Genomic DNA, 3,554 nt, shown 5'->3' with positions numbered 1-3,554 from the left:
CGCTTCGCCGCCGTGTCGTGGAGTTGACCAGCTATTCGTCAAAGCATGGTTAATGAGGGGTGAGTAAATTGCCTTAACGCCGAGTTACTTGGTCGATCGCGCTAACGATTCAGTGGATCGCAAAGTGTGCAAGGTCGACTGCCTTTACCCACTCGGTCTCGGGATAGATCATCAGCGCGCCGATGGCGAGGGCAACGCCGTAGGGGATGCCGCTCTCCTTGGCGTGCAGCCGCAGCAGCCAGGTCTGGCCGGTCAGCGCATAGGGCAGCGGCCATTGCCGCATCTGCAGCAGCACGATGGTGAGCACGCCGCCGAACAGCGAGGCGTAGAGCAGGTAGTTCAAGAGATGGCCGAAGCCGAACCACAGTGCGGCGGCCGCTGCGACCTTGGCGTCGCCGCCGCCGACCCAGCCCATCGCAAAGCAGCCGAAGGCGATCAGGAGCACCAGCGCGCCGGCGCCAAGATGGGAGAGGATGTCGTAAGGCCCCATGCCCGTGGCGACCGCCAGCAGCAGGAAGGCCGCAGCCAGCAGGATCGAGACGCGGTTGGAGATCGTCATGGTGAAGAGGTCGCTGGCGGCGGCAAACGCCATCAAGGCCGGGAATACCAGAATGCGGGCGAGATCGAGAATCATGTGAAAGCCGGGCGAAAAATCGGTTCGCCCGAGTCTAGGGCGGAGAAGCCTAACAATCGGAAAACAAGGTTTTGTCGGGACTCACCAGAAGCTGGCGATCCGGCAGGCCAGCGCTGCGATCGCAAGCAGCAGCGCGAGGCAGATCAGCCGCACCGGCGTTTCCACGGTTTCTGTCGCAGCGGCGTTTCTTGCCGCCACAACCGCGGTCTGAGGCCTACGCATACGCAGCACCACTTCGGGTTACAAACAACAAAGGCCCCGGATCGTCCGGGGCCTTCGATGCCTGCTGATCAAGACTTACTTCAGCGAAGTGTTGATCGACGTGAACTTCGTGTTCAGGTTGGTGCCGAGGCCGTTGACGACCGCGATGATCGCGAGCGAGATGCCCGCGGCAATCAGGCCGTACTCGATGGCGGTGGCGCCCGACTCGTCCTTCACGAAACGCGAAATCAGGTTCTTCATAAGCTAAACTCCATGTACACGTGGCTGGCCGAACTAGGGTCTGGTCGTGGCGGCGTTCTCAGCACCGTGACCATGGGCCACCCTAGGGACCGACAATTGCGTTGCAGTTAATTCGGGCGTGCAAAAAGCCCGCAAGTTCCCTGTTCGCCTGCAGAGTAAATTTGGTTTTAACGGGTTGGTTACAATTGGAGTGCGGTTTCCGCCGGGTATATCATGGAGGCTCGCCTGCAGTTGCCGGCTGGCTTCACGCCTCCTTAATCGGCCGGGAGTTAAGCGTTACATTTGCTGAATTGACGAGGTGACCATGTCGGGTCTGCCGCTGGAAATCCTGGTGATGTTGGGCACCACCCTCGAGAAGGTGGTGCCGATCACGCTGGCGCTGGCGGTGCTGTTCACGGTGCTCACCCGTTTCTGGGCCTGCAACGACGTCGGGCCGTGGTGGCGCAAGCGCGAGATCGTCACCGACGTCGTCTACTGGTTCTTCGCGCCGACTTTTGCCCGGGTGTTCCGCATCGGGCTGCTCGTGGTCGGCGCTGCCGCCGTCTTCAACATCCACGACGCCGACGACCTGATCGCCTTCTATGATGACGGCCACGGCCCGCTGGCGCAGCTGCCGCACTGGGTGCAGGCGCTGGTGTTCCTGATCGCCGCCGACTTCATGCTGTATTGGCTGCACCGCATGTTTCACGGCACCGGCTTCTGGAAGTATCACGCGGTCCATCACTCCTCGAAGGAGCTCGACTGGATCTCGGCGGCGCGGTTCCACCCGGTCAATTTGCTGATCGGAACAATAGGCGTCGACGTGATCCTGCTGATGGCTGGTATCTCGCCCAACGCCATGGTGCTGCTGGCGCCGTTCAACACCTTCCATTCGGCCTTCGTACACGCCAATCTGAACTGGACGCTCGGTCCGTTCAAATATGTGCTGGCGACGCCGGTGTTCCACCGCTGGCACCACACCCGGCTCGACGAGGGCGGAAACACCAATTTTGCCGGCACTTTCCCGCTCTGGGACATCCTGTTCGGGACCTTCAGCATGCCGGCGAACGAGCTGCCGAAGGAGTACGGCAAGGACGAAGCCGCGATGCCGGAGGCCTTCGTCGGGCAGATGGTTTTTCCCTTCCGTCGTTAGAAGTTTTGCCCCGGTATTTGCGGTTCTTTCACGAATTGACACCACACTCGCGGCGACGGCCGCCGGGTTCCGCTGCGTATCGCCTTGGCCAGTGTCGAGTAGAGGCGCGGAAGAGTAAAAGCGTATGAAAACCGCACGTATCATCGTCCTTGGTATTGCGCTGAGCGCCGGGGGCGTCGCCGCCTGGCTCGCCAGCGGAGCGAACGAAAGCAAGCCTGCTCCCGAGCCGGTCGCCCAATTGCCGACCGTGGACGTGCTGGTCGCCAAATCCGACATCGGCCTCGGCCAGAGCGTCAAGCCCGAGGACATGGTCTGGCAGACTTGGCCATCGGCGACCGCCAGCAACAGTTTCATCAAGAAGACCGACCGTCCCGACGCGGTGACCCAGATCGCCGGCTCGATCGCACGCGACCCCGTGATCGCGGGCGAGCCGATCCGCGAGCAGAAGCTGGTCAAGAGCTCCGGCTCAGGCTTCATGGCCGCGATCCTGCCGAGCGGCGCTCGCGCGGTGTCGACCGAAGTCTCGCCGGAGACCGGCGCCGGCGGCTTCATCCTGCCGAACGACCGCGTCGACGTGCTTGTCACGCGCCGCGAGAAGCATCCTGAAAACCAGGCAATCCCCGAAACCATCGTTTCGGAGGTGGTGCTGACGAACATCCGCGTGCTCGCCATCGACCAGGCGCCCAAGGAGAAGGACGGTCAGACCAATCTGGTCGGCAAGACCGCGACCCTCGAGCTGCGACCCGGGCAGGCCGAGACGCTGGCCCGCGCCCGCCAGATGGGCGTGCTGACGCTGGCGCTGCGCAGCATCGCCGACGCCAAGCGCCAAGAAGCCAAGTTGGACGATCAGTCGCTGGTGACGGTCTATCGCGGTACCGCCCGCGAGACCTATAGCTGCACTCCGAACTGCAACCACTGAGGCCGCCGATTCGCCTCAGCCGGATTCCGGCGCTGTTCACCTGCGCCAACGTCAGGTCAACGTGCAAATGAATAGGCCGCGCCCGAAGCGCGGCCTTTTCGTTGATGTGTTCAGGCAGATTCCCCCAGGCCTCACACCCTCGGGAAATCGCTCAGCCCGCGGCGCGCAGATTGTCGGCCGACGACTTGCCCGAGCGGCGGTCGGCCACGATTTCGTACGAGATCTTCTGGCCCTCGCGCAACGTGCCGAGGCCGGCACGTTCGACTGCGCTGATGTGCACGAACACATCGTTGCCGCCGTCATCCGGCTGGATGAAGCCATAGCCCTTGGTTGCGTTAAACCACTTCACGGTCCCCATGCTCACGGGATAGTCCCTTCTCAGATATAAACGTCGAAACCCACTCATC

At 62.4% G+C, this 3,554-nt stretch carries 6 protein-coding genes; 2 read left to right on the top strand and 4 right to left on the bottom strand.

The features are described 5' to 3' along the window. Positions 1–109 precede the first annotated feature (109 nt). The 3 genes from VGK48_11060 to VGK48_11050 form a co-directional block, all read right to left on the bottom strand. Complete coding sequence (locus VGK48_11060; protein HEY2381706.1) at positions 110–634, bottom strand: prepilin peptidase; 525 nt, start codon at positions 632–634, stop codon at positions 110–112. Positions 635–715: 81 nt separating this feature from the next. Continuing rightward, positions 716–856, bottom strand: coding sequence for a hypothetical protein (locus VGK48_11055; protein HEY2381705.1), 141 nt, complete (start codon positions 854–856; stop codon positions 716–718). 75 nt (positions 857–931) lie between these two features. Next, positions 932–1,096 carry a Flp family type IVb pilin gene (locus tag VGK48_11050; GenBank protein HEY2381704.1) on the bottom strand — a complete coding sequence of 55 codons (165 nt, stop codon included), beginning with the start codon at positions 1,094–1,096 and terminating at the stop codon, positions 932–934. 304 nt (positions 1,097–1,400) lie between these two features. Here VGK48_11050 and VGK48_11045 point away from each other — a divergent pair, with 304 nt between their 5' ends. Both VGK48_11045 and cpaB read left to right on the top strand, forming a co-directional pair. Then, the gene (locus VGK48_11045; protein HEY2381703.1) at positions 1,401–2,228 is read left to right on the top strand and encodes a sterol desaturase family protein; all 828 of its coding nucleotides are present in this window, start codon (positions 1,401–1,403) and stop codon (positions 2,226–2,228) included. 124 nt (positions 2,229–2,352) lie between these two features. After that, positions 2,353–3,147: a Flp pilus assembly protein CpaB gene (cpaB, locus tag VGK48_11040; protein ID HEY2381702.1), complete on the top strand. Its 795-nt coding sequence runs from the start codon at positions 2,353–2,355 to the stop codon at positions 3,145–3,147. A 151-nt stretch (positions 3,148–3,298) separates the two neighbouring features. Here cpaB and VGK48_11035 read toward each other — a convergent pair whose 3' ends face one another. Next, the gene (locus VGK48_11035; GenBank protein ID HEY2381701.1) at positions 3,299–3,511 is read right to left on the bottom strand and encodes a cold-shock protein; all 213 of its coding nucleotides are present in this window, start codon (positions 3,509–3,511) and stop codon (positions 3,299–3,301) included. Between the last annotated feature and the right edge of the window lie 43 nt (positions 3,512–3,554).

Source organism: Terriglobia bacterium (assembly GCA_036496425.1).
Lineage (GTDB): Bacteria > Acidobacteriota > Terriglobia > 20CM-2-55-15 > 20CM-2-55-15 > 20CM-2-55-15.
This window is presented reverse-complemented; position numbering and strand designations above follow the sequence as displayed.